Origin of the sequence: Streptococcus sp. 'group B' (assembly GCF_002073795.1) — a bacterium.
In the GTDB taxonomy this organism is placed as follows: Bacteria; Bacillota; Bacilli; order Lactobacillales; family Streptococcaceae; genus Streptococcus; species Streptococcus agalactiae.
This window is the reverse complement of the sequence record NZ_CP020432.1, coordinates 386632-412411: the sequence shown is the minus strand read 5'-3', so window position 1 is coordinate 412411 and position 25780 is coordinate 386632. Positions and strand designations below refer to the sequence as shown.

At 35.5% G+C, this 25780-nt stretch carries 29 protein-coding genes and 1 pseudogene; 4 read left to right on the top strand and 26 right to left on the bottom strand.

What is annotated here, in order from left to right:
* Positions 1-89: 89 nt before the first annotated feature.
* From treC to A6J68_RS02245, 13 genes are all read right to left on the bottom strand, one after another.
* Positions 90-1715, bottom strand: coding sequence for an alpha,alpha-phosphotrehalase (gene treC / locus A6J68_RS02310; RefSeq protein ID WP_000151022.1), 1626 nt, complete (start codon positions 1713-1715; stop codon positions 90-92).
* Positions 1716-1936: 221 nt separating this feature from the next.
* Positions 1937-3967, bottom strand: coding sequence for a PTS system trehalose-specific EIIBC component (gene treP, locus A6J68_RS02305; RefSeq protein WP_000434617.1), 2031 nt, complete (start codon positions 3965-3967; stop codon positions 1937-1939).
* Positions 3968-4248: 281 nt separating this feature from the next.
* Positions 4249-4875 (bottom strand): ABC transporter ATP-binding protein, encoded by a 627-nt coding sequence (locus A6J68_RS02300; protein ID WP_000171304.1) that lies wholly within the window; start codon positions 4873-4875, stop codon positions 4249-4251.
* On the bottom strand, positions 4859-5662 hold the full coding sequence (locus A6J68_RS02295; protein ID WP_000140980.1) for an ABC transporter ATP-binding protein: 804 nt from the start codon (positions 5660-5662) through the stop codon (positions 4859-4861). Before A6J68_RS02295 ends, A6J68_RS02300 begins: the two co-directional genes overlap by 17 nt.
* Positions 5663-5673: 11 nt before the next feature.
* Positions 5674-6495 carry an ABC transporter permease gene (locus A6J68_RS02290; RefSeq protein WP_000603397.1) on the bottom strand — a complete coding sequence of 274 codons (822 nt, stop codon included), beginning with the start codon at positions 6493-6495 and terminating at the stop codon, positions 5674-5676.
* Positions 6492-7469, bottom strand: coding sequence for an ABC transporter permease (locus A6J68_RS02285; RefSeq protein WP_000680645.1), 978 nt, complete (start codon positions 7467-7469; stop codon positions 6492-6494). The genes A6J68_RS02290 and A6J68_RS02285 overlap by 4 nt, the downstream gene beginning before the upstream one ends.
* Positions 7470-7581: 112 nt before the next feature.
* On the bottom strand, positions 7582-9210 hold the full coding sequence (locus tag A6J68_RS02280; RefSeq protein WP_000170504.1) for an ABC transporter substrate-binding protein: 1629 nt from the start codon (positions 9208-9210) through the stop codon (positions 7582-7584).
* Between the two features lie 242 nt (positions 9211-9452).
* Positions 9453-10181, bottom strand: coding sequence for an antiholin-like protein LrgB (gene lrgB, locus A6J68_RS02270; RefSeq protein ID WP_000421727.1), 729 nt, complete (start codon positions 10179-10181; stop codon positions 9453-9455).
* Between the two features lies 1 nt (position 10182).
* On the bottom strand, positions 10183-10638 hold the full coding sequence (locus A6J68_RS02265; RefSeq protein WP_000683316.1) for a CidA/LrgA family protein: 456 nt from the start codon (positions 10636-10638) through the stop codon (positions 10183-10185).
* Positions 10639-10807: 169 nt separating this feature from the next.
* Positions 10808-11548 carry a LytR/AlgR family response regulator transcription factor gene (locus A6J68_RS02260; protein WP_000697627.1) on the bottom strand — a complete coding sequence of 247 codons (741 nt, stop codon included), beginning with the start codon at positions 11546-11548 and terminating at the stop codon, positions 10808-10810.
* Positions 11529-13274: a LytS/YhcK type 5TM receptor domain-containing protein gene (locus A6J68_RS02255; RefSeq protein WP_000930332.1), complete on the bottom strand. Its 1746-nt coding sequence runs from the start codon at positions 13272-13274 to the stop codon at positions 11529-11531. The genes A6J68_RS02260 and A6J68_RS02255 overlap by 20 nt, the downstream gene beginning before the upstream one ends.
* A 26-nt stretch (positions 13275-13300) precedes the next feature.
* Positions 13301-13945, bottom strand: a complete 645-nt coding sequence (locus A6J68_RS02250) for an HAD family hydrolase (RefSeq protein WP_000416617.1) — start codon at positions 13943-13945, stop codon at positions 13301-13303.
* Positions 13946-14068: 123 nt separating this feature from the next.
* On the bottom strand, positions 14069-14464 hold the full coding sequence (locus tag A6J68_RS02245) for a single-stranded DNA-binding protein (RefSeq protein ID WP_000282447.1): 396 nt from the start codon (positions 14462-14464) through the stop codon (positions 14069-14071).
* An 80-nt stretch (positions 14465-14544) separates the two neighbouring features.
* On the opposite strand from A6J68_RS02245, the gene A6J68_RS02240 reads away from it, so the two are divergent.
* The gene (locus A6J68_RS02240) at positions 14545-15261 is read left to right on the top strand and encodes a class I SAM-dependent methyltransferase (RefSeq protein ID WP_000186176.1); all 717 of its coding nucleotides are present in this window, start codon (positions 14545-14547) and stop codon (positions 15259-15261) included.
* 53 nt (positions 15262-15314) lie between these two features.
* On the opposite strand, the gene ytpR is transcribed toward A6J68_RS02240, so the two are convergent.
* The 3 genes from ytpR to A6J68_RS02225 are packed head-to-tail and all read right to left on the bottom strand — an operon-like array spanning position 15315 to position 16578.
* A complete protein-coding gene (gene ytpR / locus A6J68_RS02235) occupies positions 15315-15941 on the bottom strand; it encodes a YtpR family tRNA-binding protein (protein ID WP_000578325.1) in 627 nt (208 codons plus the stop codon).
* 32 nt (positions 15942-15973) lie between these two features.
* Positions 15974-16297 carry a thioredoxin family protein gene (locus A6J68_RS02230; RefSeq protein WP_000602780.1) on the bottom strand — a complete coding sequence of 108 codons (324 nt, stop codon included), beginning with the start codon at positions 16295-16297 and terminating at the stop codon, positions 15974-15976.
* Positions 16294-16578, bottom strand: a complete 285-nt coding sequence (locus tag A6J68_RS02225) for a DUF4651 domain-containing protein (protein ID WP_000791273.1) — start codon at positions 16576-16578, stop codon at positions 16294-16296. The genes A6J68_RS02230 and A6J68_RS02225 overlap by 4 nt, the downstream gene beginning before the upstream one ends.
* Before the next feature lie 160 nt (positions 16579-16738).
* On the opposite strand from A6J68_RS02225, the gene A6J68_RS02220 reads away from it, so the two are divergent.
* The 3 genes from A6J68_RS02220 (at position 16739) to proC (ending at position 19070) form a co-directional block, all read left to right on the top strand.
* Positions 16739-16978, top strand: a complete 240-nt coding sequence (locus A6J68_RS02220; protein ID WP_000660177.1) for a hypothetical protein — start codon at positions 16739-16741, stop codon at positions 16976-16978.
* A gap of 184 nt (positions 16979-17162) precedes the next feature.
* A complete protein-coding gene (gene pepA / locus A6J68_RS02215) occupies positions 17163-18230 on the top strand; it encodes a glutamyl aminopeptidase (protein WP_001281321.1) in 1068 nt (355 codons plus the stop codon).
* A 69-nt stretch (positions 18231-18299) separates the two neighbouring features.
* A complete protein-coding gene (gene proC, locus A6J68_RS02210) occupies positions 18300-19070 on the top strand; it encodes a pyrroline-5-carboxylate reductase (protein ID WP_001869147.1) in 771 nt (256 codons plus the stop codon).
* A 20-nt stretch (positions 19071-19090) separates the two neighbouring features.
* Here the strand turns inward: proC and A6J68_RS02205 are convergent, their stop codons facing one another.
* The 10 genes and pseudogenes from A6J68_RS02205 to comGA all read right to left on the bottom strand — a co-directional run bounded on the left by A6J68_RS02205 (position 19091) and on the right by comGA (position 25750).
* A complete protein-coding gene (locus A6J68_RS02205) occupies positions 19091-19756 on the bottom strand; it encodes a CPBP family intramembrane glutamic endopeptidase (RefSeq protein ID WP_000008107.1) in 666 nt (221 codons plus the stop codon).
* Positions 19757-19824: 68 nt separating this feature from the next.
* Positions 19825-20280, bottom strand: coding sequence for a hypothetical protein (locus A6J68_RS02200; RefSeq protein ID WP_000905672.1), 456 nt, complete (start codon positions 20278-20280; stop codon positions 19825-19827).
* Positions 20281-20320: 40 nt separating this feature from the next.
* The gene (locus tag A6J68_RS02195) at positions 20321-20458 is read right to left on the bottom strand and encodes a hypothetical protein (RefSeq protein ID WP_001869149.1); all 138 of its coding nucleotides are present in this window, start codon (positions 20456-20458) and stop codon (positions 20321-20323) included.
* Positions 20459-20516: 58 nt separating this feature from the next.
* A complete protein-coding gene (locus A6J68_RS02190; RefSeq protein ID WP_000798241.1) occupies positions 20517-20723 on the bottom strand; it encodes a helix-turn-helix transcriptional regulator in 207 nt (68 codons plus the stop codon).
* Positions 20724-20873: 150 nt separating this feature from the next.
* Positions 20874-22067, bottom strand: coding sequence for an acetate kinase (locus A6J68_RS02185; protein WP_000047534.1), 1194 nt, complete (start codon positions 22065-22067; stop codon positions 20874-20876).
* Positions 22068-22098: 31 nt separating this feature from the next.
* On the bottom strand, positions 22099-23073 hold the full coding sequence (locus A6J68_RS02180) for a class I SAM-dependent methyltransferase (RefSeq protein ID WP_001008571.1): 975 nt from the start codon (positions 23071-23073) through the stop codon (positions 22099-22101).
* Between the two features lie 114 nt (positions 23074-23187).
* Positions 23188-23411, bottom strand: a pseudogene (gene comGG / locus A6J68_RS02175) (competence type IV pilus minor pilin ComGG).
* Entirely contained in the window at positions 23389-23817 is a 429-nt protein-coding gene (gene comGF, locus A6J68_RS02170) for a competence type IV pilus minor pilin ComGF (RefSeq protein ID WP_223842274.1), read from the bottom strand. The pseudogene comGG and the gene comGF overlap by 23 nt, the downstream one beginning before the upstream one ends.
* A gap of 24 nt (positions 23818-23841) precedes the next feature.
* The gene (comGB, locus tag A6J68_RS02165) at positions 23842-24885 is read right to left on the bottom strand and encodes a competence type IV pilus assembly protein ComGB (protein ID WP_223297804.1); all 1044 of its coding nucleotides are present in this window, start codon (positions 24883-24885) and stop codon (positions 23842-23844) included.
* Positions 24779-25750 (bottom strand): competence type IV pilus ATPase ComGA, encoded by a 972-nt coding sequence (gene comGA, locus A6J68_RS02160; protein ID WP_000250797.1) that lies wholly within the window; start codon positions 25748-25750, stop codon positions 24779-24781. Before comGA ends, comGB begins: the two co-directional genes overlap by 107 nt.
* Positions 25751-25780: the final 30 nt, after the last annotated feature.

Below are 25780 nucleotides of genomic sequence, written 5' to 3'. Positions count from 1 at the left end.
GAAATTGCAAAATCTAGAGCAAGATTCCTTCCCACAAGCAGCACTTAAAAAACCTTTACTTAATTGAATAAGTAAAGGTTTTTTAAATGTTATGACACTAAGATAGCTAAAGTTTGATAAGGTTGCAAAGTAACCGTTTCATCAAGAGTAACATCCTTATAATTTGATAGAAGAACTTGTCCTTGGAGATAATTCTCCGGTAATTTTATCTTAACTTTCTCAGCAAAGAAATTATTTAAAACAAGAAGTTTTTCCTTATCAAGATGGCGTTCAAAAGCATATACTTTTTCGTTATCTTTGAAAGCTGCTTTATAATTCCCGTCAGCTATTATTGGCAGTTGTTTACGTAGCCTTATCAACTCTTGATAGAAAGTAAATATCAGCCCTGTTTTCTCCTTTGCGACATTGATTTCTTTATATGATTTTCCTACTTTCAACCATGGAGCGCCTTCAGAAAAACCTGCATTCGTACTATCATCCCATTGCATTGGTACTCGAGAATTGTCTCGAGATTTCGCTCGAATAATGCTAAATGCCTCTTCTTGTGACTTGCCTTCATCAAGCATTATTTGGTAGGCATTCAAACTCTCAATATCCACATAATCATCCATAGAACTGTAATCGGGATCAAGCATTCCGATTTCTTCACCCATATATATATAAGGAGTACCACGCGATAAGTGGATAGATGCTGCTAACATGGTTGCTCCTTCATTTCGAAAACGTTTCACGTCTACAAAACGATTTAATGCTCGCGGTTGGTCATGATTATTATAGAATAAAGCATTCCAACCATTTCCTTCGCTCATTCCTTCGCCCCAACTATGGAAAAGGTCACGTAATGCAGGAAAATCAAAAGCCATAATGGTCCACTTTTGCCCATCTTTATAATCTACTTTGAGGTGGTGAAAATTAAAAGCCATGGATAACTCTTCACGTTCTGGTGCAGTGTAAAGAATGCAATTTGCAATTGTCGTTGAAGACATTTCACCAACTGTCATGAAGGAATCAGCTTGTCCAAAACTAGCATTATTCAACATCTTGAGATAATCATGTGTTATTGGACGATCAGTATAAGCTGGTTTTCCATCATTAATTGGGCAGTTCTCAAGTATCTCATCTTTCCCAATTAAATTAATCACATCAAATCGAAAACCTTTAACCCCTTTATCACGCCAAAAATTGACAACTTTAAAAAGTTCCTTGCGAACATCGGCATTGCGCCAATTAAGGTCAGCTTGAGTGATATCAAAAAGATGAAGATAATACTTCCCTGTATCACCAAATGGTGACCAAGCATTTCCACCAAATTTAGATACCCAATCTGTTGGATTATCACGTAAGATAAAGAAATCTTGATAGTAGCGATCTCCTGCAAGTGCTTTTTTAAACCACTCATGTTCTATTGAACAATGATTAAGCACCATATCAAGCATAAAATCTATACGGTATTGACGTCCCACCTCAATCATTTCTTCAAAATCGTCCATCGTTCCAAAATCAGGGTTAATGGCTGTATAATCAGAGATATCATATCCATTATCTCGTTGTGGACTTGGATAAAATGGGTTGAGCCAAACCATATCAATACCAAGTTCTGCTAAATAGGGTAATTTTTCGATAATACCACGAAGATCACCAACCCCATTACCAGTTGTGTCTTTGTATGATTTTGGATAAATTTGATAGACAACTTTACGTTTATCAATCGTCATATTCTGCTCCTTTCCCAAAATGCTGCTGTATTTAGCAGTCTAACTATAACATCAACTATCATCAAAAATATAACATTTTTACAGCGATATTTGTTCCCATGAGTTTTTTCTTATGTTCAAAATAATTCAAGGAGCTAATGTATTAAGCCCCTCAAACAATTCCTCAAATTACCTCTCATTTTATAAGAGTGCTCTTTTTTAAAAAGGATACCTAATTACTTTTAAATTTTCTTGGCAACCATTAATGCTTGTCCACGTTTTATCTGTTTGGGTAAATCTATCAATTCTTCTGGTCGGAATTCTTCTTGATTAGTAATCAGAATAGGAGTTTCCACAATGTATCCTTCTTCTTTTATCATTGGAATATCGAAAGTAATGAGTTTATCTCCTACTTTTACATTGTCACCTTGGGCAACATGAGAGGTAAACCCTTTTCCTTCTAAATTAACAGTATCCATACCAATATGAATAAGAAACTCAACACCCTCTGATGTTAATAATCCAATAGCATGTTTCGTAGGGAAAAGAACTGAAACTGTCGCATCGACCGGTGAAACTAGTTCTCCATCACTTGGATCGATAACCACTCCCTTCCCCATAATTCCTTGTGAAAAGACAGGATCACTAGCTTGATCCAGTGGTTTAGCTAAACCTGATAAAGGGCTTACTACACTAAGCTTTGTACCTGAGACGACAGCTTTTTCTTTTGCTGATTTTGTTTCTGTTGTTGAAGCAATGACAGCATCAGATACTAATTTTTCCTCTTCAGTTTTTGTCAAAATACCTGATTTTTTAAAGAATAGTGTCAAAAATAAAGGAATAAAGATAGCCACTGCCATACAGATAAAGAAATATCCCATATATTTAACATTAATTGACAGGAAGCCTGGAAGACCGCCTACACCAATAGAGTTAGCTTGGACATTAAAAGTTGTCGCCAAAAGACCTGCCACACTTGAACCAATCATACCAGCAACAAATGGATAAATGTATTTAACGTTTACACCAAAAAGCGCCGGCTCTGTAACACCAAGGTAGGCTGAGATAGCAGCTGGAAGTGATATTTGAGCCTCTTTTTCATCATGACGATGCATAAAATAATAAGCTAGTACAGCTGAACCCTGAGCAATATTTGAAAGAGCAATCATCGGCCAAAGGCCAGTTGTATGTGTTTTTGTATCTGCTATGAGTTGAGTATCGATAGCATTTGTCATGTGGTGCAAACCAGTAATAACAAATGGGGCATACAGGGCACCAAAAATAGCACCAAAGAGCCATTTTACAGGACCAGTCAATCCAATAAGAACGATAGCAGAAATCCATTTACCTAGTGTCCAACCAATAGGTCCAAGGACAGTATGAGCCAAGATAATAGCTGGAACTAAGGATAGAAATGGCACAAAAATCATTGAAACAACTTCAGGAATATGTTTTCTCCAGAAGATTTCTAAGTAAGACAGGCTCAAACCAGCTAACAGAGCTGGAATAACTTGAGCTTGATAACCAATTTTTTGTACTGTAAAGTAACCAAAATTCCAAGACCAATTTTTAGCAATGTCTGCTGCTGAAGTACTAGCTACAGAATAAGCATTAAGTAATTGTGGCGACACTAGACAGATACCTAGAACAATACCGAGGATTTGAGTAGTCCCCATCTTACGAGTCACAGACCATACAATACCAACTGGTAAGAAATGAAATATAGCTTCACCTGGTAACCATAAAAAAGAGTCTACTCCGCTCCAAAACGTTGAAACATCTACTAGAGTATTCCAAATTGGATGCCCAGAAGAGTCTACTTGCCTGACACCATCAACAACTTTTTGACCTAAAAATTCAAATGGAACGGCATCTAAAATATTACGAAAACCAAGGATCAGACCACCAACAATAATGGCTGGAATAATCGGTGTAAATATTTCAGCCAGCATTGTCAACACACGCTGTAAAGGGTTTTGATTTTTTTGGGCAGCCGATTTTGCCGCCTCTTTAGACACACCCTCAATACCAGAAACGGCTACAAAAGCATTATAAAAAATAGGGACATCATTACCAATAATGACTTGAAATTGCCCAGCATTGGTAAAGGTACCCTTGACTGATGGTAACTCCTCAATTACCTTTACCTTAGCTTTACTACTGTCATTCAAAACAAATCTCATGCGTGTGGCACAATGTGTCACTGCACTAATATTTTCTTTACCCCCAATTGCCTCTAACAAGGCTTTGGCATCATGTTTAAATTGTTCCATCTGTTTATCCTTATCTATTTAACGGAGAGTCTGTGACTCCAAGGCAGAAACTTAAAGAAGACTAGCTTACAATATAATTGTAAACGATTACATATCCCTATGCAAATCCTTAGCTTATCTTTTTAAAAAATCTATAAATTATAAAATAATTAGTCAATAATACCCAAAACATTAGAATTTCTCACCAACGTTACCAAAATGTTAGAGTCATGAGTAGGTCAGTCACCCCCAATACTCTCTTAATAAAAAACACCTACTAATTGATATAGTAGGTGAGTTTTTTAATCTCCATTGAAAGATACGATACGATTCTCTTCAATCATATAGCATTGGTTACAAAGTTTCTCTAACATAGCGAAATCATGACTAATAACGATGAGACCTAAATTTCTATCCTTTACAATCTCCAACAGGCTTTTCCATACACTAGCTTGTGTAATACTATCCAACATAGTAGTCATTTCATCTGCAATAAGGTATTTAGTCTCTGGATGTAATGAACGCACAATCGAAAAGCGTTGTAATTCCCCTCCCGAGAGTTCACTAGGGCGACGATTTAGCCATTTTTCTTGAATTCCAAAAGCATCTAGTAAATCTCGACTTGGGTAATAAGCTTCTTCTAAACTTTTTTTCATAGGCCATAAAGGATTCATCGTTTTTTCAGGATGTTGTTGAATAAGTTGTACAGGTCTAAATGCTTTGTTAGGCAAATTACTGCCATCAACTAATACTTCACCAGATCTAGGATGTAAAAAACCTGCAAGCACTTTGGATAAACTAGTTTTTCCACAACCACTTTGTCCAAATATACCTAAAACTTGACCAGGTGCTACCTCTAAATTAATCTCCTTAAAAAGCCATTGATCTTTTTTATGATAAAAGCCAAGCTTTTTAGCCTCTAAGGTCATGAGTAACTCCTTTCAAAAATTCTTGCTGTGGGAGAGAGCGCCATAAACTTCTAGCAAATTCTGTTTGTAACTGCTCTCCATTTCCGCTAAAGAAACTAGCTGGAGCTGTTTCAATAGCTTTTCCCTCTTTAAAAATAGTAATACGATCAGCAATTTGACTAGCTGCTACAATATCATGAGTGATAAATATAACGCTTATTCCTTTATCTGCAAAGGAGCGTAGTTGGTCTAAAACCATTTGCAGAGCATCTGGATGTAATCCAGGGGTGGGCTCATCCGCAATAATCAAAGAAACCTTATCACTAATACACGTTGTAAACAAAACACGTCGGAGCATTCCGCCAGAAAGTTGGAAAGGATACAAGTCACCATCACTTTCTTTTAAACCAAACTGTTGAAACAATCCTTCTTGAGTAGCCTTTGAATTTTCTGAGATACCTAAGCGCACCTGATGTTTGACTTTCATAGATGGATCTAAATAATTAACTGATTGTGGAATCAACGTAATATCTTTTCCTCGCAACTGTTTAATGCGTTTAGAATTTAGTGATTGACCACGATAAATCATATCTCCTGTTACAGATGCATTTTTAGGAAGAATATCCATAATAGCATGTGCTAATAAACTCTTCCCCGAACCACTAGCACCTATAATAGCTAATAACTCACCTTTTTTAATTTCTAAATTCAGCGCTTGTATCGGTGTTGATTGAAATGGTTTTAAAAATCTTCCGTATTGAGTGAAGGTGATGGAGAGGTCTTTAATGCTTAATAATGTTTCTGTCATATCTCTACCTCCTAAAAATGATCAGTTTGAGGGTAAAAGAGTTTCTTTAAAGATTCTCCGATAGTATCAAATGCATTGACAACCAAAATAAGATAAAGTCCTGGAAAGATAACCAACCACCAATTTCCAAGAGAGATATGCTTAGCTGCCTCTGACAGAATGATACCAACCGAAGGTTGTTCGGCAGAGAGCCCAAATCCTAAGAAAGTCATTGATGCTTCATGTAGGATGACATGTGGAAATAAGAGGATAAAACCAATGAAAATTTGAGAAGCAATCAAAGGCAGGATATGATGCCTCACAATATAATAAGGCGTTTTTCCCATACTTTTAGAAAGTTGGACAAATTCTTTATTCTTTAGATGATAGACTTCATTGCGGATAAGCCTTGCTAAAGAAGGCCAATGTGTAACAGCCGTTGCAATGATGACCCCTTGAGCACCTTTCCCAACAACAAAAGAAATGAGAATCATAAAAATCAAATGAGGCATACCAATAAACAAATCAACTAACCATGCTATTATTTTATCAATAATGCTATTTCCTAAACCTGCAAGCACTCCAAAAACTGTCGCCAGAATGACCCCCATAAGGGCACCTAATAAGCCGACTTGTAGAGAGAAATAAAGTCCTTTAATCGTTCTGACAAACATATCCCTACCTAAACCATCTGTCCCAAAAAGATGGTTTAATGAAGGAGCAAGGTTCCGTAAAGCTGCATTGGTTTGCAAGGGAGTACTATGGAAATAAAGATTTAAGGCTAGAATACTAAGAATGAGAGAAATGGCGATACCCAGTTGCCATAAAACAATAGTTCGACGTCTCAATATCATACTTTTCTCCTTAACTGTGGATTGATTATGCTATTTAAAATATCCGCAATAAGATTGCCCGCAAAAACAAATAATGTCCCTATCATCACAATAGCTAGAAGTAGCGGTGTATCACTTTTAAGTCCTGCTTCAGTTAGGGTAGACCCTAGTCCTGGATATGAGAAAACTTGCTCAGCAAGAACGGATCCTCCAAACAATTCTCCAAAATAGGAAAAATGCAGTGTAATAGCTGGTACGATAGCATTTCTAAGACAATGATTTTTAAAAATTTGCCATTCCGTTTCCCCACGCGCTCTGGCAAATAAGACATATTCACTAGAAAGTACCGACATCATTTTAGTTCTAGTATGAAGAGTTACATTGGCAATGCCTAGAATACTTAGCGTGAAAACAGGTAAAATAAGGTGCTTAATACGATCAGCTAACGTAATATCTTGACTCAAAGTACCTATCGGAGAAGAAATACCAATCGGGAACCACCCCAGCTGGACAGAAAAGATTAATAAAAAAATGAGCCCAATCCAAAAAGTTGGTACTGATATCTGAAGGTAAGAAAACCACCTTACAATTCGATCAAGCAATTTCCCTTGATGGAAAGCTGATAAAGTTCCTAAGATAAATCCAATAAGACCCGATAAGACCCAGGAGAGTCCCATAAGTATGAAAGAGGCACCTGCCCGTGATCTAATAATATCAATAACAGGTTGCCGATAAACTAGTGAAGTCCCTAAATGTCCCTGTATAAAATTTTTTAACCAAATAAAATACTGGACCGGAGCTGGCTTATCCAAGCCATAGTGGTGAGCAATCGCTTTGTACTGAACAGGGGTTAGTGACGTGTCATAATTGACACTTGCCATGACTGGATCAACCGGTGATTGTTTTAGTAAAATAAAGGTCAAAATTGATACTCCAAAAACGAGTGACAAACACCTAAGTATCTTCCAGATAACTACAGTGGTAATATGTTTCACAGATAAATCTCCTTAATTGTTAAAAAAGGAGTCGAGGAAACCATTCACACCATAAGGTGTACATTGTTTTCTCTGACTCCAAACTTAAAGTAGCCTACATTAACTAAATTAGTTACTTAGCAGATTCATCCCAAGTCCATTCAGCAATGTTAGTCAATAATGACCAATCATGACCATGACTATGGACACCTTGTTTACCTACATTGATACGTTTATCACCAATATAAGTATGGTTAAGACTCACCAACCATACATTTGGTAAATCTCCAAGAGTGGAAGCACCTGTTTTGCCATCCCACTGAGCTAACTTCCAATATTTGTTAGCTTTATCAAGGTCGGGAGATGTCATTGCTTTGTCAAGGTACTTAGTCACAGTAGGATTGTTATAAAAAGTAATATTGGTCCAACCTTTACCAGCTAAACTTGGGTAATGTGATTCATAAAATTGCTGCGCATGATGACGTCCTCCCGCATAAAGTAAGGCTGAATCATGTGACTTAGTTGCCATTTCATCCCAGTTACTAGCCTTGAGTTTAATAGTAATACCTAAGGCTTTAGCTTGCTCCGCTACTTCAACGGCTAAGTTTGCTCGTAATTGATCATTAGTAGGGTAGTAAAGGTCAAATTCCGCTTTAAGATTTCCTTTTTTGCGGCTACCGTCTGCTTGTTCTTTCCATCCAGCTTTTGTCAAAAGTTGCTTAGCTTTAGCTACTTTATTATCTTTAATTGCTGTTTTTGGATTCCAGAATGGTGTTCTATCAATAATTGAATAAGCTGGTTTACCATAACCATTTAAAACAGTATCCAGAACTTTTTGTCTATTTAAACCAATAGTCAAGGCTTTTCTGATTGCTGGATCACTAGTGACATCATTTCCTACTGGATAACCGTCTGGTGAATTTTTCACAACACCTTTCTTCACATAAGGTAGCGATAACCCACGAACATCATTTGAAGCAATATCTAGAAGACGTGTTCCTTTGACTTTCTTGCTAGCAAGCTCTGGCGTTGCGTAAATCATGTCAACATCACCAGATTCTAAAGCAGCTAGTGCTGTATTTTCATCAAGTAATACCCAAGTCCACTTTTTAAAATAAGGCTTTTTACCGTGCCAATATGGATTTCGAACGAAGATTGCTTGTTCTCCAGCCTTATATTCTTTTACCATGTAAGGTCCTGAACCGATAGGATTGCTCTTATACTTATCATTGTAATGTTTTTTAGGGACGATTGGGATTTCTGTCAACTGTGCTGTAAATGTCGAATGCGCCTCAGTCAAATGAATATTTACCTGGTTTTTCCCAACTACTTCAACATTCTTAATAAAGGTCAAATCCCAAGCTTTTCCATCTGCTTTCAACATATCATAAGTAAACTTAACATCGTCAGCAGTAACAGGCTCACCATTGGAGAATTTAAAATCATCATTTAAGTCGAACGACCACGTTAAGCCATCCTTAGAGATTTTATATTTTTTAGCAAGCTCTCCTTTTATATCTAGTTCAGGAGAACGTTTCAATAGGGTACTATGAGTAATATTACCTTCATTATGGATTCCATAACGGTCCTTTGGATCGAATTCATGAGGAAGCTTTGCCCCCATAGAGACAACCAATTCATCTTTGGGTCGTTGTTTTCGTGTTCGCTCCTTTGTTTGTGAATTTTGATTTTGACAAGCTACTAAAAAGATACTCGCCAGAAACAAAGCAACAAAAGAGATGTACTTCAAATATTTAGTCACTATTAAACCTCCTTTTTTAATTGATAAATAATATTTTTGACAACTTTTTTCATTATAACAAGAAAAAAGTAGGAGAACAATTACTTAACTGGTTAATTAGAAAATTTGTTATTTTATCATTAATAACTTAAAGTTAGGTAAAACACAATTCTAGACTCTAGCTCATAAACCATGTTAATCCAATGTATTTTAATAGACATCATAAAAAGGCTGAATAAATTCAGCCTTAACCACGCTATTAGTTATAGCAAACCAATCAAATGACTAAAGATAGGAATAACCAAATCAACTACCAAACCGATAACCACCACCGCTATAGCTGCCATCGCACCTTGCAGTTCTCCCAATTCCAATGCAAAGGCTGCTCCGACTGTATGACCAGAGGTCCCTAGACCTAATCCTGCACCAATCTTACTATCATTCAAATGGAAAAATGACACTAATTTTTTACCTAATGCATAAATAATAACTGCATTTAAGATACACGCCATTGCTGTCACAGCTGTGTTCCCTCCAATTGCTGCTGTTATTGGAAGAGCAATTGCTGTTGTTGCTGCTTGTGGCAACATTGAAGCAATTCCGACTTGACTAAGCCCAACCATTTTAGAAATAGCGACGATAAGCATAAGGGAAACAATCATACCGATTACTAAACTGCTGAGAATTTCTACCCAATATTTTTTAACAACGTCATTTTTCTTATAGAGAGGAACTGCAAAAGCAATTGTTGCTGGATTTAAAAACCAAAATATTAAATCGCCACCTGGTTTATAAGCTTGTGTATAAAATGTCTTAACATCGGTTCCTAAACCTTTTGACATAAGCCAAAGAATGACAATACCACTAACCATTGCAAAGAAAAGAGGCTGCAAAAGGAAGAAACCTTTACTCTTCTTAAATAAATGTTGTCCTATCGTATAGAGTATTAAAGAAAAGCAAATACCAAAGATGGGTGTTTTTAAGAGTTCCATATTATTTTTCCTCTACTTTCTTACTATAGTGGTTAGGTAATATCTTTTTAAATAAATCTGTGACACTGAGTTCTCTGATAGCAAGTATTAATCGTGCAACGTATGCTACCACTACTAACATAACAACAGTTGAGATTGTAATAACAGCAACTAGTTGCAAGCCTTCAGCTTTTAGGATATCAAGGTTCGCTGCTACTGATATTCCTGAGGGGACAAACATAAAACCAATCATGCTTATCATCAAAGCCCCAAAAGAGTCAACCCACTCTACCTTGATAATTTTAGCAGTTAGCAATACGTACATTAGCACCAAACCAATAACCGTCGTTGGGATTGGTAGTGATTTCGGTAATAACATTGAAATCATTTGTGAAACTAATAGAATAGCTGCATATATTGACATTTGAATAAACATTGGAGCTTCTTTTGTTTTGGTTTCTTTACTGGTGTGTTTCATAGTCACTACCCCTTCCTTTTATTACAATGTTTTAACTTGTTTTATTGATAGCTATATTGTACTTCAAAATAAATAAAACGTTTTCATTTTCAGCCTCAGTTACCAAAAAAAGAAGCCGAATTGCAAATTCAAGCTTCTAAACAACAAAGGGAAGTTCGCAAAAGCACTTTTACATGGTTAAATGCTCATTTAGGTCTTTTAAATACGATCGACCTACTGGAAATTTCTCTCCATTAGACATAATTAGTAACAAAGTATGATTAAACCAAGGTTGAATTTCCTCAATCATCTCTAGATTAATCACTGTGTTTCGATGAATCTGGAGAAAATATGGTGCTACGGCGCGTGACTTAAACCAATTGAGTGTTTTCCGAATAGTGTAAGTTTTCTGAACTGTACTAACAGTTAATTCGCCATCTTCAACACTAGCTGCAACGATATCTTGCATTTTAACAACAACACTGCGATCTGATAATGTCAAGGTTAACAATTCAGCACTGGCTTTTTTAGGTATTGCTTGCTCTACATCTGAAGCAGTGGTGAGTTGGCTCAATTTCTTCACTTTTGATAGAGCCATATCAACGCGCTGTTGTTCAAACGGTTTCATGATATAATCAACAGCATTACTTTCAAAAGCTTTCACAGCGTAGTTATCATAAGCTGTCGCAAAAACAACAAGTGGGGGATGTGCAAGTTGGCTCAACTGATTAGCCAAAGTAAAGCCATTTTCTTCACTAAGCGAAATATCTAAAAAAATTAAATCAATTTGCTGTCTAAATAAGATTTTTTCGGCTTCACTGATATCCTCAGCCTGAAAAATCTCAGGGTTGTCAACCTCCTGGCTATGTTCAACTAAAAACGATAATTCTTGTCTGGCAAACATTTCATCATCAAGAATTAAAATTTTCATGCTCATCCTCCCTTATTCTATTAGGTATTCGATACCAAACTTTTGTACCATTCTTGTCGCTCGAAAAATGAAGGCAACTTACACTACCATATAATAAATTCAGCCTGTTATTTAGATTAACTAGAGCAGTACCTGTCCCCTTACTCTCTGCAACTGTTTCTTGACCTAATTTATCAATGATAGTATCTGAGATTCCTTGTCCATTGTCACTAACAGAAACACAATAATAATGACCATCTGGCTTTATTTGAACCAATATATGGTTGTCCGTCTTACGTTCTTTGAAAGCATGTCGAACTGCATTCTCTACCAGTACCTGTAAACCAAAAGGCGGTAACTTCATTTTTTCTGGTGCACTAATATCATAAGATAACTGATATTTATCAGGGAAACGTAATTTTTCAACATTCATATAAGCATCCACATGTGATTTTTCTTGCTCAAGCGTTACCTCACGATCCTGACCACCTTGCAAACTTGTTCTAAAAAAAGTACTTAACTGCATCAGTGCATAACGTGCTTTATCAGAATCAATACGGATTAATGCACTAATTGTGTTAATGGCATTAAAGAAGAAATGAGGGTTGATTTGTGCTTGTAAAGCCTTTATCTCTGCCATACTGGCTAACTTATTTTGTTCCTCTGTTATCCCCATTGCCAGTTGTCCTGAAAATATTTGCGCTAAACCAAGGACTAGGTTTTCCTCCACCTCAGACATTGTCTTATCTCCTGCAAAGTACATTTTTAAGGCACACACAGTTTTATCATTTATTTTTAGAGGAACTACAATAGCAGAATTTAACTGACAGTTGTGATCTGGACAAGAAATCGCCGCTTTATCTTGCGCAATTCTTGGTTCGCCATCAAAAATAACACTTTTAGATAAGTCTGTTTTGACCGGTTGTCCTGCAATATGGTGATCATGGCCAACACCAATATGAGCTAATACGTTTGACCGATCTGTTAATCCCACAGCATCAAAGTTAGTATGCCTCTTTATAATTTCGCAAACGCTCCTAGCAGATTGCGGTGTCAAACCTTGTCTAAGGTAGGGCAGAGTCTGTCGAGTCAATTCAAGAACATCTCTCGTTTGAACTGCGCGTAACTGACTTTCATTTGACAAATAAGTTTTCAAAATCGCAAGGAAAAGTGTGGAACCTAAACTATTTAAAATCATCATTGGAATGACAATCATTTTGACAAGTTCCCATCCTGTAAAAATGCCAACAAATAGCATCTGGATACTTTCGGCAATAATACTAATTAAAATAACTTGGCTTGTTGAAGGGTAGAGATGGTTTTCCTTAAGCTTATCACCAATCTTTCCGCTAACAATGCCGACTAGAACTGAACTGACAATATAGAAAGAACCTGAAAAGCTTCCTTGAAAAAAGCGATGAACTCCTCCAATAAAACCAACAATTGATCCAACCAGAGGTCCACCAACCAAACTTGCCGTTGTAATAACTAAAGTCCTTGTATTAGCAAGTGAGTCAGAATGGGAAATCGTTGTTAGAAAAGGGCGCTCGACCAAACTTCGATCCCCTTTTATTTCAATTCCTGTTATATTAGATATAATAACAAACAAGCCGAAAATGATGACAAGGACTACCGTTTCACGTTTAGACCGCTCTTCAATTAACTGTCTGAAATAACTATTATTTACCAATAAAAAGGCTAAAATCATAATAATTCCTAGCCTTTGGAATAACAACACCATCAACATATGCTTATCCTCCTCAAGATACCATTTTACTCCGGAAGATAAATATAGATATCTTGATAATCTGAAATAACCTTGTCTGCCATTGATAAATCTTGCGGTGGATAATCAGGATTGGCAAAGCCAAAGCAATACATTCCTGCTGCCTTAGCAGCTAAACTCCCATTTCTTGTATCTTCTATAACTATACAAACTTTAGGGTCTACATCTAAAAGCTCTGCAGCTCTAAGAAAAACATCTGGTGCTGGTTTAGAAGACGATACATCTTCTCCTGTAACCATGTATTCAAAGCATTCTGTCACACCCAACTCTTTTAGATTACGCTTAATATCTACCATTGGAGATGAGGACGCAACTGCTAAGCGATAGCCATGTTGGTGTAACCAATGAATCAGTTGCTGAGCTCCTTTAATGGGCCTAACACCATCACGCGTCACAATCGCTTGTCGACGTCTGTTCATCTCAGCAATATACTCTTTTACTGTTTTCGGTAAGCCAAACTCCTCTTTCATAGCTTGCCACATGAATTCAAAAGTAGTCCCCATGTACTGGTATTGATACGAGACGTCCGTATCAATACCCTCCTCACGTAACATTTCTGTCTTATTATCTAAAAACGTGTACTCGGAATCAACAATAACGCCGTCCATATCAAAAATAATGACTTTTTCCATCTTAAACCTGCTTTCTATCCCCTTTATTGTAATCGTTTGCCTTTCTATTTTCAATAAAAAAAGGTTGCTTTCTGTGGAAAGCAACCAGTATATTTAGAAATGATATTTTGAGAGTGATTTTATTTAAAAGGGGAGCTCCTCTTCTTCCAATACTAAATCTGACAAATCACCAGAAACATTATTTTCACGCATAGCACGTTGGGCACGGCTTTCTAACAACTGAAATGATGATGCTAATACTTCAGTGATATAGTGCGTTTGACCATCCTTTTCGTACTTGCGCGTACGCAATTCACCATCTATTGAAATTAAAGAGCCCTTTGTCCCATAGCTCGCAAGGGTTTCCGCTAGACGACCCCACATAACCACATTAATAAAATCTGCTTCACGCTCACCATTACTTCCTTTAAAGCGTCTATTAACAGCAACAGTTGCACGCGTTACTGACTTGTCAGTTGGTGTTTTTACCATCTCAGGCTTTGCTGTTAGACGCCCAATCATAATAACTTTATTATACATTGATTACCTCCTCACTATTATTATTCGAAAATAAGGAAGAAAAATGCTAAAATATATGAAATTGTTCTGGGAGAATTAAGATGACAAATGTAACTAGTTATAAAGAAATGCTGGCTAAACCTTGGGGAAAAATACAATATGAAATAACTTTTGCTCAATTAAGCCATATCAAAAATCAGAACGTTTTAGATTTTGGAGCTGGTTTTTGTCTCACCGCACAACATCTAGCAAAAGAAAACAATGTAACTGCTATTGAACCCAATCCTAAACTGCTTTACGATAATCAAAGTGACAATATTTATAAAATCCTAGGTTCCTACGAAGCATTAAGAGCTTTGCCTGATCAAAGTTTTGATACTATTATTTGTCATAATGTTCTTGAATATATAGACAAACATAATCATCCTGCTTATTTTGACGAATTTTCTCGACTTCTAAAACCTAATGGAGAACTATCTCTCATCAAACATAATATAATTGGTAAAATATTACAATCAGTTATTTTTAGCAATGATACCTCCACTGCGATGGAACTCTTAACAGGAGAAGCAAACTTTAAAAGTGCCAGTTTTGACCAGGGAAATATTTATACCTTAGAAGAACTAAAACAAAATACAAATTTATTAGTTGAACGTTATCAGGGTATTCGTACCTTCTATTCATTACAACCAAACCATTTTAAAACTGAAACTGATTGGCTAAACAAAATGCTTGCTATCGAGCTAAGTGTTGCTGACAAAGCTCCTTATAAAGATATTGCTTTTTTGCAACACATCACACTTAAAAAGTCATTGTAACTTCTTAAGTTTACAACTAAAAATCAACTTAGCTGAAGCTAAGTTGATTTTTACTAATTTTTCCAATGTTTATTGGCGTCGAAAGACTCTCCAACAATTACCTGATCAGATAATTCAATGATACCTCTGACTTGAGGAGCATTTGGAAGAGCTAACTCGCGAGCACTACATAACATTCCAAAGCTATCTTCTCCACGAAGTTTTCCTGGGAAAATAAGGCTACCATTTGGCATCATAGCTCCTGGAAGAGCTGCAACTGTTTTAAGGCCTACTGAAGCATTAGGTGCCCCACAAACGATTTGAACCGTCTTCCCATCGTTGATTTCTACTTGACAGATGTGTAAATGGTCACTATCTGGATGATCAATCATTTCTTTAATTTGCGCCACAACAAATGTAGGTTCAATATTATTAACAAGAGAGTCTTCGAATCCTTCTTTCAGTAGTTCTGCATTAAGGATTTTAATAACTTGATCAGATAAAGTTACTTGACCTACTCCCTCAATAGCAATTAAACTTGACACTTCAAAGATATTCCAAGCAACTGTTTCTTTACTATCTTGCAGATAGACGCGTGCTACTTGTCCGCGACGATCAACATCTAGCTTAGCTCCTTGACTATCCTTAACAATAACCATTAAGGTATCACCAACATGCTCTCTATTATAAGTAAAAATCATTTATTCTCCTTTAAATTTTGCTATTTTTTGTCTTATTTATGGTTAATTTCAGCGAGAAATTTAGTAATTTCAGCCTTTGTTTTGCGATTCTTATTAACCAAACGACCCAGTTCCTGACCATTTTCCACAACAACGAAACTCGGAATCCCAAAAATATTCCACTGCTGAGCTAATTCTATATAGTCATCACGATTAACACGTACAAAGACAAAATCTGAGAAATCTTTTTCAATTGATGGCATTACTGGATATATAAATTGACAATCTGGACACCAATCTGCTGTAAAAAAGAAAACAACTTTCTTAGTGCTATCAATATAAGCTGCTATTTCTTCATAAGATTCTGGTAAAATCATTTGCTCACCTCCACATAATCAAGAACACCTTGACGATAAATGAATTCGAAAATTCTGCCATCTTCCAAGACAAGACCACCACTGGTCATTTTAATATCAGATTCAAATTCATTAAAATAAAATACCTGAATATCACCCATCTGACTAAAAAGTTCTCTTAAGGTCTGAGTGATTTGCTGACGTTTATAATCTGTTACTTTTTTAGTTAGGGTATAACCAGCAGCTGCCAGTAAACCCACACCAGCAAGGCCAGTCCCAAATAAGATTTTTTTATTTTTCATAACTGTTATTATACCATACCCCCCGGAATTAGACACAGGAATTGATGGAAGAAATCCACATAACAGTTATGAAAAAAAACAACTTATTCCTTGTGGTATAATAGGATGACATTGTCTTAAGATACCATTATGGTTAATCATTCAAACAGAAAGAAAAAACATGAAAGAAAAATTATTAGTACCTGCTTTAAATTGTTTGCTAGGTCTACTCTTCCTAGGTGATCACTGGTTTTTATTTCGTCTTCAAAATGGAGAACTTTTTGCTATTGTGACGCTAATACTGCTTTGCACAGCTTCATTTTTAATCAATAAGAATCACCCCAAAAATTTGACTTTAATTGCTATGGTTATCACTTTTTTAGCCGTATTATCTTTCCTATCTACCTTTTTATTAGCTTAAGCCGATAAACATTATCTCCGTTGTATTCAACCCAGTTTTCACTATAACAGGCTTTGTCAGTCATAACAGTCTTCTGGTAGTACTTGATATTCTTTTTGAAAGTCTTTATATTGACTGAAACCTGTTCTGTTCTTTATTTTTAATTAAAAGGTGCTAAAATAGTATTTGTAGAATTGAGGTAATTATGTCAGATTTATTTAACAAAATTAAAACCGTAACTGAGCTTGATGGGATTGCTGGCTATGAACACAATATCCGCAACTTCCTTCGTCAAGAAATAACTCCTTTAGTTGATCAAGTTGAGACAGACGGACTTGGTGGAATTTTTGGAGTAAAAAATACTCATGAGACTAATGCTCCTAAAGTCATGGTTGCTGCCCATATGGATGAAGTCGGCTTTATGGTTAGTCATATTCAGCCAGATGGAACATTTCGTGTACTTGAGGTTGGAGGATGGAATCCCCTAGTAGTCAGCTCACAACGCTTTACCCTCTACACACGTTCTGGTGATGCCATTCCTGTTATATCAGGCTCAGTTCCTCCTCACTTTCTTCGTGGACAAAGCGGTGGAACAACATTACCCAAAATTAGTGACATTGTTTTTGATGGAGGATTCACAGATAAAAATGAAGCTGAAAGCTTTGGCATTGCTCCTGGCGATATCATTGTTCCTAAATCTGAAACCATTTTAACTGCAAATCAAAAACATATTATGTCAAAAGCTTGGGATAATCGCTATGGTGTGCTTATGGTGACCGAATTGCTAAAAAGCTTAAAAGATCAAAGTCTTAGCAACACACTTATTGCTGGGGCTAATGTTCAAGAAGAAGTCGGACTTCGTGGCGCACATGTTTCAACAACTAAATTCAACCCAGATATCTTCTTAGCTGTCGATTGTTCCCCAGCTGGAGATATTTATGGGGAACAAGGCAAAATAGGAGAGGGAACCTTAATCCGTTTTTATGATCCCGGACATATCATGCTTAAAGATATGAGAGATTTCTTGCTTACAACAGCTGAAGAAGCAGGTATAAAATACCAATATTATGCTGCAAAAGGTGGTACCGATGCTGGGGCTGCTCACCTAAAAAATAGTGGTATTCCTTCTACAACTATCGGTGTCTGTGCACGCTACATTCATTCTCATCAAACACTCTACGCTATGGATGATTTTCTACAAGCACAAGCTTACCTTCAGGCCATCGTTAACAAATTAGACCGCTCGACGGTGGATATTATTAAAGGTTATTAAGATAGAAAGGATGGGAGTTTCATAAGGTAGACACATTTTAGTATCTCCTTTCATCCCCATATCAACATTATGAAAATTGGAATTATCGGCGTTGGAAAAATGGCCAGTGCAATTATTCAAGGCCTCAAACAAACCCAACATGACATTGTCATATCCGGATCTTGCTTAGAGCGTTCAAAAGAAATTGCAGAAAGACTTGATGTTACTTACGCCGAATCTCATCAGTCATTAATCAATCAAGCTGATATTATCATGTTAGGTATTAAACCTCAACTATTTGAAAAGGTTCTTCTTCCACTTGATATCACAAAACCAATCATCTCAATGGCAGCAGGAATCTCCTTAGCGCGTTTAAGCCAATTAACTCGTTCTGATTTACCATTGATTCGTATTATGCCAAATATTAACGCACAAATACTTCAAAGTTGCACAGCTATTTGTTACAACAATCATGTATCAGATGAGTTACGACAATTAGCCAAAGAAATTACGGATAGTTTTGGAAGTAGCTTTGATATAGCAGAAATCAATTTTGATACCTTCACTGCTCTAGCAGGTTCTAGTCCTGCCTATATCTATCTATTTATAGAAGCCTTAGCTAAAGCAGGTGTAAAATATGGATTTCCAAAAGAACAAGCACTCTCTATTGTAGGACAGACTGTCTTAGCTTCTAGTCAAAACCTATTACAAGGACAAAATAGCACCTCTGACTTAATCGACAACATTTGTAGCCCAGGCGGAACTACTATTGCTGGCCTTTTAGACTTAGAAAAAAATGGTCTGACGCATAGTGTTATTTCTGCCATTGATGCTACTATTGAGAAAGCAAAAAAACTTTGAGCAAATTGCTCAAAGTTTTTTTAGTTATTCATCATTGTACTGATTAACACGCTATAAGCAAGAGCATTGTTAATAAAATGAATCATTATACTATATTCTAAGTGCTCAGTTTTATAATAAACAAAAGATAAAATAGCACCCATCCCAGCATAAATAATAAAACTACCTATATCAGAAGGGGAATGAATAAGAGCAAAAGCTAAAGTACCGATGACAAAACCCCATTTTTGATGTTTCGCAAAAAGTTCTTTAGGGATAATATAGCGAAATATAATTTCTTCCATAATTGGTGCCCCTATTATGGCAAAAATTAACATCAAAGCTAGTGGAAGTTGCTTTGTTAATTCCATAATTACTGTTTGATTTGCTGTATCTTTAACCCCTTGCATAGTCATAATGAGGTAACCAATAATTTGTGGAACCCTCAATGATAACCAACCTAAGAGAATAGTAACTAATGCTTTCCTTGTCAATAATACTTTCCATCTGATTATTTGTTTAACCTTGGCATAATAAAGGAAAAGAGCAATAATAAGTAATTCTAAGCCAATTAACAATATACTAGTAAAAGGCGTTTGATAGTGATTCTTTAGGAGCCACACAGCCAATATAGGAACAAGTTGATTAATAACTAAAAATGCTATTAGCAAAGCTAAAATTTTGCCTTTTTTAATAATAAATGACACAAAAACCTCCAAAATAAATTATTAACTTTTTTCTATCATAACATATTTTCAAATCTTATAGATTTATCTCACAATAACTTCTGTAAAATAAAGTAAATTAATAAATAACCGTATAAAACAAAAGAGAGTATCAATAGCAAGAACTTTGCATAGGAAAAAGTTATACCAAACCAGACATTAATCAGACACAATACCACTAAAACAAGGACAGATAAAAGGAAAAGGAGTCGACAAGACATATTAGCAATAAATTGATTACGCTCATCAAAAACTTTGGTATAGTAATGTTGAAATCGCTTTTCACTAAATGTTATCACCAAAAAATAAAAACTTCCTGCAAATAAGGCAATACCTGAACCAAAGGAAAAACCTTTAGTAAAATTAGATTCAAAGGTATGTAGAAATGATGATACTATCATAATCAAACTACATACACTAAAAACAAAAGACAAAAATCTCATATATACTTTGTAATCCTTCGGAGATACTTTACTATTGGGTGACAATAATCCTTTTATTAACATAGAATACTACTTTCTAAAACTTCAATTTAATCATCAGCTATTATATCGTTTTCTTCAATGAAGCATAGCGATAAATAGCAAAAATAGACATCGCAATGCTAATACTAATAGTACTGATAAAAACATATTGCTGGTAAACGATTGGTGGACAAAAATCAATAGTCCACATCCTTGACATATTACAGATTAACTTTTAACCTTTTGTCTTTTGTGGACTGTATTTTTCCATTAAAATTCTATCCTCCTTCACTTTCTGTATAAATAAAAACTTCCTCAATTTGTTTATCAAAATAACGCGCTATCTTAAATGCTAGCTCCAAAGATGCTGTGTATTTCTCTTTTTCTAGAGAAATAATAGTTTGCCTAGTAACTCCAAGTGCAACTGCAAGTTCTGCTTGACTTAATTTCCTAGATTTTCGTAACTTTTGTAGAGAATTTTTCATATCTTACACCTTTTTGTATAGTTAGCTTTACATTTATAGTATAGTTAACTATACATTTTTTGTCAAGTACATTTTACATACCTGTTCAAAAAACAAAAAAGTTGATAGTTAAACTATCAACTTTTCTGGTCTTATCAATTTTTTGATAACTTATTTAGCTTTAAGGCGCTCAACGTCACGCGCAATCATTAATTCTTCATCAGTAGGAATAACTAAAACCTTCACTTTTGAATCTGGTTTTGTGATATCTCCAAAATAACCAAAAACATTTTTTTCTGGATCAAGTTCAATGCCAAACCATGATAATCCTGCGATAACATCTTGACGCATTAATGGCGCATTTTCTCCCATACCTGCAGTAAAAATAATAGCATCCGCGCCATTTAATACTGCCAAGTATTGTCCAATAAATTTCTTAATACGGTCAATAAAGACATTATAGGCTAACACTGCATTTGGATCTTTACTTTGAAGACCTGCTTCAATATCTCGCATATCACTTGAAGTGCCTGATACTCCAAGCAATCCTGATTGTTTGTTAAGCATATTAACAACAGCAGCTGCATCTTCCAATTCTGGATCATTAGCTACAAGATAAGGGATAATCGCAGGATCAATGTCTCCTGAACGTGTTCCCATCATTGGTCCTGCAAGTGGTGTGAATCCCATCGATGTATCAATAGACTGTCCATGATAATTTGCTGTAATAGAAACACCATTACCCACATGTGCTGTGATTAATTTTAATTCTTCTAAAGGACGTCCTAATTGCTTAGCTGCTTCTTGTGCAACGTATTGGTGGCTTGTCCCGTGTGCACCGTATTTACGTACTTTATAATCAGTATAGTACTTTTGTGGGATTGGATATAAGTAGGTATGAGGTTGCATTGTTGTATGGAAGGCTGTATCAAATACACATACACTCGTGATATCTGGTAAGATTTCTCTAAACGCACGAATCCCTGCTGCAGCTGCTGGGTTGTGGAGTGGAGCTAAAGCTGATAATTCTTCAACCTGTTCTACAACTTTATCATCTACTAAAGCAGACTCTTTAAAATATTCACCACCAGCAACGACACGATGACCAACACCTGTAATTTCATTAAAGTCTTTGATAATACCATGTTTTGTTAGATCTTCTAAAAGAATTTTAACAGCTTGGGTATGATCTACGATATCTAAAATTTGTTCATCTTTTTTATCGTCAAATTTTACAGTCGAAATAGAATCTTTCAAACCAATACGTTCGATAATCCCTTTGGCAACTACTTTCTCCTCTGGCATTTCATATAATTGCCATTTCAAACTTGAACTTCCAGCATTAATTGCTATTGTTTTTGACATAATTTACCTCTCTAAAGCGTTTTCACAATCTCTATTCTATCATATTTTTTGAGTAATGACTATTTTCTCTGCTCCATTTTTGAAAATTTTCAATGAAGTTTGCCATATTCTCACGATTTTGCAAATCTGTCAGCGGATATACAAAGGTTTCTGGTTTTTGTTCTGCTTGCTTCTTGAGAACAAATATAGATTTCGCATTTTGACGACTTCCAAAAATAGTTTCTGGTAGAGTTAAAACGGCAATGACATCTGCATATCCTTTTAACCACTCCTTCAGCAAATCACTTTGTGGACTTGTTAAAAGGTTTTCGGGTGCTAAAAATATAGCGATTCCATCTTTTTTCAAATATTTAAGAGATTGCTCCATCAATAGATGGTGAGCATAGGTGTGCTCTTTAGAACTTGATACAGCATATCGTTTAGCAATATCATCATTAGGATAATAGCCAACTGGTAAATCACTAATGATTACATCGCTTTCTTTCAAAATTTGTGGTCTAACGGCATCCTCTTGGATAAATTGGGCACTAGAACCTATAATTTCAGCAATGCTTGCTGATAGATCAATCAAAAGATCATCAACTTCAATGCCCATATAATTTAACTCTTTCGAGCTGTTATTGAGGAGAGTCTGAGCTAAATTCCCAGTTCCACTTCCAATTTCCAAGACATCCACTGTCTCTTGACTCGTTAATTCTTCCAAAAGAAATAACAAGATAAAACCAATACTATCTGGCGTAAACTGATGATTAGCTTGTAATTGCTCTGTTTGCGCAGATTTGATAAAAATGAACTGGAAAGTGCGACGCCATTCTTCTTGACTTAAGTCAAGTTGACGTAATTTTTGGTTATTCACCACAACAATATCTAAATCACAACTTGAACCAAGGTAATAAGAGTTCTGTTCAATTAAGGCATCATAAATATGAGTTTTTAATTGGTTCTCAATCGTTTGGATATTTTCTAAAATCAGCTCATAGGCTGTCTCAATTTTTTCAAAATTCATGATTTCCTCCAGAATTTATCATAACAAAAAAGACAGCATCTGAAAAGAGAAGCAAACAAAAATCCTGTTTTTAAGCAAAACCTTGTCTTACTAATATTTCATCACTGTATATTTTTAATGTTTATGGCTTGCTTTATTATCATTAGACTTGAGAGGTACTTGGAGAGTGTCTATTTTACGATAAAACTTATGGTTATAGTTTCCTCCCTTATCCTATGATACTGTCTTTCTGTTGCCAATATTCTTGCTAGATAAAACTGTAAGACGAGTGTAAATACAGCAGCCAATACAATAGCTTGCAAAAGGATGCCAGCTTTAAGTTTCTTCTTTAAAATCATAGTAAAATGTCCTTTTTAACCCGTCCTTAAAATAAAAAACAAGTTTTACCATACTTTTGGTCTGACTCATTTGACAATTGTCTAACCCATAAACCATTGGTTGATAACCTCGACCATTATAACCTGTCTTACGGAAATCATCTTTATTAGATTTGCCAAAGGTTACAATCTTATCTTGCTTACGTAAATAAAGTTTGTTCTGTCTTAAATATTCCAAGTGAGCGCCTTCGAATTCTGCATTTAGTTGCTGAGTTAATAACACCCATTCAGACTGACTGGAAGAAGACATCACTACTATCTGTTGAGCCAACAATTTTGTTAGTCCTTGATAAACTAGCAAAGCTCCTGTGATTGTAACCAATGCTACCAAACATTCTAAAATGTGTAAATGCTTTAACCTTCTTATCCTTACATTTTAACAATAAATTTTTCATGATAATATCTCCATATTTTGATACATTGGTAACAGCATTGCTGCATAAATCATAACAATGATAAGAGCTACAAAAATAAAAATAACGGGTTGGATTAATTGGGTCGCTCTAGCTAATTTTGTAAAAAAATCCTCCCACTTCTCATCAGCATATATATCTAACTCTGTTCCTAATTTCGCCTTAACTTGACCATATTCAATCATTAAACTAAGCTCAGTTAAGAAAAACGGATAGTCTAATACTTTTTGGTGAAATGCTTTACCTGATAGAAAACCTTCTTCCATGTCATATCCTATTTCCCTAAAAAGTTTGGATTTCTGATTTTGCATTACTTTAACAATTTGGTCCAATTCAACACCTTGACTTAATAAATTTCCCCACTCACGGGCATAGTAAGCAGTTAAATAAAGCTTAACATATGATCCAACTAAGGGAATTGTTGTTAAAAAACAAGCTACTTTAATGCGCGACAATCGCTTTTGAATAATATAAAATATTAAACTAAAAATAAGTACAACTGCTAAAAGTAATAAGAAAATATTCGGCACATTTGTAATCAGTCTAGTTGCAAAATTATTTTCTCCTAATTGGGGCATTAAATAATGCCTAAGGCCAATCATAATTAGCACCAGAAAAGACAATAATATCAATGGGTAAGTAGCTACTTCTATTACTTTTTTTCTAACTAACAAAAGATTAGCTAAATAAGACTCAATCTTTAGTAGGCTCCTTGAAATGTTACCATGCAAATCAGCTAATGCAACCTGTGTGATAACAGTGTCAGAAAAACCTAACTCTCCTAACATTTTTGATAAATCTTTTCCCTCTAATAATGCCTTATTCATCCTATCTGTATAACAATCAGACAATAACTTACTCCTCTTTAAGAAGGTGACCATATCAGTTAAAGAAAAACCACTAGCAAAAAGATTATTAAAAAGTTGGACTACTTTCCGTTGTTTCTTGAGGGATAATTTTTTCGACTTGTGCCTGTTTCTTACTGATATGTCCTTCTTCAGCCAAGATATCCACTTGTCTATTCCACTTGTCTGATGAGTGTTTTTTAAAGTTACTTGTCTCAAAGTCAATTAGGCTTCCTCCTCCAATTAAACGTTGATATGCTATTAATTTTAGACTATTTTCTAACTCTTGATAGTTAACCCCTAATTCTATAAGCCTATCATAGACTCCGGGAATACTTTTAGCATGAATAGTAGAAAAAACCATTACTCCCGTTAAACTTGCACGAATAACAGCACGGGCCGTCGCTTGATCTCTAATCTCTCCGATAATTAAAATATCTGGACGATGCCGTAAAGACAGTTTGATTAAAGCATCATAAGTCATTCCAATATCCTCATTCAATTGGAGTTGTAACATCTTGTCATTCTTGATTTCTACCGGATCTTCAATCGTGATAATTTGCTTATTTTTAAATACTTCTGAAGCTAATTGATACATGAGAGTTGTTTTACCACTCCCCACAGGGCCGGAAAAAAGATATAGCCCTCTTGCACACAGTACTTCCTTCATTTGCTTTATATTATCAAACCAATATTTTAAGTCCTGATGACCTGAATACAAAGTACGAATAACTAAAGATTCTTGACCACGATAATCTCCCACACTTGATAGTCGTAATGAAACCAGTCTTCCCTCTGACAGTTCATAGTCACAAGAACCTAATTGACTTCGTCTTTTTTCTCCAACGTTCATGCCTGCCACAAATTTAAAGTGACTAATAAGACTAGCCATCCTATTAAACTCAAAAACATCAATAAACCGCCTTTCATCATCAATACGCATATAGAATTCATAACAATCACCTTTGGGAATGATATAAATATCTTGAGCATTTACTTCTACTGCCTGATGAATGACGTGCTTTGCTAATGATTGAACCATCCCGTACCTCCTTAACCATATATTCGAAAA

Bases quoted from the DNA above. Each gene is read 5' to 3' on its own strand.
- ytpR (WP_000578325.1), bottom strand. From the start codon at position 15,941: ATGATTTTTACTTATAATAGAGAGCATGTTGGTGATACCTTAATGGTT.
- A6J68_RS02250 (WP_000416617.1), bottom strand. From the start codon at position 13,945: ATGGAAAAAGTCATTATTTTTGATATGGACGGCGTTATTGTTGATTCC.
- A6J68_RS02245 (WP_000282447.1), bottom strand. From the start codon at position 14,464: ATGTATAATAAAGTTATTATGATTGGGCGTCTAACAGCAAAGCCTGAG.
- A6J68_RS02180 (WP_001008571.1), bottom strand. From the start codon at position 23,073: ATGAATTTTGAAAAAATTGAGACAGCCTATGAGCTGATTTTAGAAAAT.
- lrgB (WP_000421727.1), bottom strand. From the start codon at position 10,181: ATGGAACTCTTAAAAACACCCATCTTTGGTATTTGCTTTTCTTTAATA.
- A6J68_RS02185 (WP_000047534.1), bottom strand. From the start codon at position 22,067: ATGTCAAAAACAATAGCAATTAATGCTGGAAGTTCAAGTTTGAAATGG.
- A6J68_RS02200 (WP_000905672.1), bottom strand. From the start codon at position 20,280: ATGTTAATAAAAGGATTATTGTCACCCAATAGTAAAGTATCTCCGAAG.
- A6J68_RS02260 (WP_000697627.1), bottom strand. From the start codon at position 11,548: ATGAAAATTTTAATTCTTGATGATGAAATGTTTGCCAGACAAGAATTA.
- proC (WP_001869147.1), top strand. From the start codon at position 18,300: ATGAAAATTGGAATTATCGGCGTTGGAAAAATGGCCAGTGCAATTATT.
- A6J68_RS02190 (WP_000798241.1), bottom strand. From the start codon at position 20,723: ATGAAAAATTCTCTACAAAAGTTACGAAAATCTAGGAAATTAAGTCAA.
- A6J68_RS02290 (WP_000603397.1), bottom strand. From the start codon at position 6,495: ATGATATTGAGACGTCGAACTATTGTTTTATGGCAACTGGGTATCGCC.
- A6J68_RS02220 (WP_000660177.1), top strand. From the start codon at position 16,739: ATGAAAGAAAAATTATTAGTACCTGCTTTAAATTGTTTGCTAGGTCTA.
- A6J68_RS02195 (WP_001869149.1), bottom strand. From the start codon at position 20,458: ATGTCAAGGATGTGGACTATTGATTTTTGTCCACCAATCGTTTACCAG.
- A6J68_RS02230 (WP_000602780.1), bottom strand. From the start codon at position 16,297: ATGATTTTACCAGAATCTTATGAAGAAATAGCAGCTTATATTGATAGC.
- A6J68_RS02295 (WP_000140980.1), bottom strand. From the start codon at position 5,662: ATGACAGAAACATTATTAAGCATTAAAGACCTCTCCATCACCTTCACT.
- treP (WP_000434617.1), bottom strand. From the start codon at position 3,967: ATGGAACAATTTAAACATGATGCCAAAGCCTTGTTAGAGGCAATTGGG.
- A6J68_RS02300 (WP_000171304.1), bottom strand. From the start codon at position 4,875: ATGACCTTAGAGGCTAAAAAGCTTGGCTTTTATCATAAAAAAGATCAA.
- A6J68_RS02255 (WP_000930332.1), bottom strand. From the start codon at position 13,274: ATGTTGATGGTGTTGTTATTCCAAAGGCTAGGAATTATTATGATTTTA.
- A6J68_RS02225 (WP_000791273.1), bottom strand. From the start codon at position 16,578: ATGAAAAATAAAAAAATCTTATTTGGGACTGGCCTTGCTGGTGTGGGT.
- pepA (WP_001281321.1), top strand. From the start codon at position 17,163: ATGTCAGATTTATTTAACAAAATTAAAACCGTAACTGAGCTTGATGGG.
- treC (WP_000151022.1), bottom strand. From the start codon at position 1,715: ATGACGATTGATAAACGTAAAGTTGTCTATCAAATTTATCCAAAATCA.
- comGA (WP_000250797.1), bottom strand. From the start codon at position 25,750: ATGGTTCAATCATTAGCAAAGCACGTCATTCATCAGGCAGTAGAAGTA.
- A6J68_RS02240 (WP_000186176.1), top strand. From the start codon at position 14,545: ATGACAAATGTAACTAGTTATAAAGAAATGCTGGCTAAACCTTGGGGA.
- A6J68_RS02265 (WP_000683316.1), bottom strand. From the start codon at position 10,638: ATGAAACACACCAGTAAAGAAACCAAAACAAAAGAAGCTCCAATGTTT.